We start from the raw sequence: 2,100 nt of genomic DNA, 5'->3' as shown, positions 1-2,100 counted from the left end.
GTGGTGTTTTTTTAACCAGATTTGGTTTAAGATATTAACCCAAACGGTTGTAGTATTCGACGATCAAAGCTTCGTTGATGTCGGCATCTAATTCTTCGCGTTCTGGCAAACGTACCAAAGTACCTTCAAGCTTGTCAGCGTCGAATGATACGAATTGTGGACGTGCCACAACTGATTCAACAGCAACTTGGATAGGTACAATGTTCTTTGACTTATCGCGAACAGAAATCACTTGACCAGGTGTTACTTGGTATGAAGGGATATCAACACGTTGACCATCAACCAAAATGTGGCCGTGGTTAACTAATTGACGTGCTTGTTGACGTGTTGTTGCCAAACCAAGACGGTAAACAAGTGAATCCAAACGTTGTTCCAACAAGATCATGAAGTTTGTACCGTGAGTACCCTTACGGATCTTACCAGCCTTGTTAAACAAAGAATGGAATTGACGTTCTGTCAAACCATAAGTGAAACGCAACTTTTGCTTTTCGCGCAATTGCATACCATATTCAGAAACCTTAGCGCGGCGTCCGGCACCGTGGTCACCAGGTGCGTACGCACGACGTGACAATTCCTTACCAGTACCTGACAATGAAACACCCAAGCGACGTGAAATGCGCCACTTTGGACCTGTATAACGTGACATATATATGTCCTCCAAAATGTATTTTGTCGTACATTTGAGGGTAAGCACCAGATGCGTGCAGCGCCAAACTTGACGTTTCTCAGTGCCAGTAGCTGTGGCCTTACTAACGATTTGGGGACGCTGTTGACGCGCTTCTTTACTTACTGCTACTCAATATAACAACTTCTCCCAATATACCAGAAAATGCAATAATTAGCAAGTTGTTAAGAAAATTGTAAACGCGTTGAGATTTAGCAAAAAAAGGCGAGAAAATCGGCATAAAAAAAAGTGGCGTGATAAAATTAGAATAATCAATAAAAATGGGATAAAAACACATGAATTTAATTATATTAGCAATTGTTTTGGGTATTGTGGTCATTGCTTACTTAGGTATCTTTGTCATGCAGCGTGCCACTGTCAAAAAAGTCAACGTCCTGAAAGATAGAAAAGCACAACTGATGTCTCTAAAAGTACGTGATGAACTGGTTGAAGGCCGTAAGTTAGCCTTAACAGGGCAGTCATTGAAAGAATATCAAAACTTAGAGAGTCGTTTTAATGAAGTTAAAAACAATAAATTTCTAAAAATTTATCAACAAGCCAATCTGGTTTTGTTTGAAGCGCGCGGTATTAACTTCATTAAAACACGCCACGAGTTGGCGCGCCTTGAAGCGATGGTGGATGACACGGAGCAAACGATTCATGATGTTCGCAATGGGCTTGTTGAACTGAAAAAGATTAATGAAGCGCATCGCGATGCTATTAATGAGCTGAAGAAGAAGTATGACGAATTGCGTAAGCGACTACTGGCTGAAAACTTTAAGTTTGGGCCAGCTAACGGCGCATTGGATCAGTTCTTGAAGCAACTTGAAGCTGATTATGATGAATTTACCCGTTTAACGGAAGCTGGTGATCATGCAACTGCATCGGATATCTACGAACAATTGGCGATGGAAACAACGCAAATGGAAAAGATGATGACAGAGATTCCACCGTTGTTTGAAAAGTTGGATACAGTTTACGTGGATCAACTTAACGAATTAGCTCACGGTCATGATGAACTAGTTGCCCAAGGTTATGTGTTCCCAAATGATACTCTCCAACAAGAATTACAAGCCATTGACCAACAACGCCAACAAGTGTTGCAATTGTTAGGTGATTTGAAGCTGAAAGAAGTATCTGAGCAGAACGGTTACATCGAACGTCGCATTGATACACTCTACGACATGATGGAAACGGAAATTACTGCCCGGCAACAGGTCATGAAAAATGCGAAGACTTTGTCATCAGATCTTTTGCGGTTGCGTGAACAAAATAGTACGCTGGCGATTGAATTGGATCGCTTGAGTCAGAGTTTCCAATTTAATCACAAAGAACTTGAAACACGCCGCGTATTACTAGAACAAATTAATGCGGCAGAAGAACAAGTGAACCATAATGATGATTTGTTGGAATCTGCTGAAATGTCATATAGTGAA

The 2,100-nt window shown here is 41.0% G+C and carries 2 protein-coding genes; one reads left to right on the top strand and one right to left on the bottom strand.

Features of this window, described 5'->3' with window-relative positions; genetic code table 11:
• Positions 1-34 precede the first annotated feature (34 nt).
• Complete coding sequence (rpsD, locus tag ACW12G_RS07685; protein ID WP_010004144.1) at positions 35-646, bottom strand: 30S ribosomal protein S4; 612 nt, start codon at positions 644-646, stop codon at positions 35-37.
• 314 nt (positions 647-960) lie between these two features.
• Between rpsD and ACW12G_RS07680 the strand changes: the two genes are divergently transcribed.
• A partial coding sequence (locus ACW12G_RS07680; RefSeq protein ID WP_455647686.1) for a septation ring formation regulator EzrA occupies positions 961-2,100 on the top strand: 1,140 nt, incomplete at its 3' end.

The sequence above is a fragment of the Leuconostoc sp. genome, from assembly GCF_965300815.1.
Note: the sequence above shows the minus strand (reverse complement) of the source record. Positions and strands in the feature narration are given on the sequence as shown.

Excerpts from the sequence above, each read along its gene's own strand:
- rpsD (WP_010004144.1), bottom strand. The coding sequence starts at position 646 with ATGTCACGTTATACAGGTCCAAAGTGGCGCATTTCACGTCGCTTGGGT.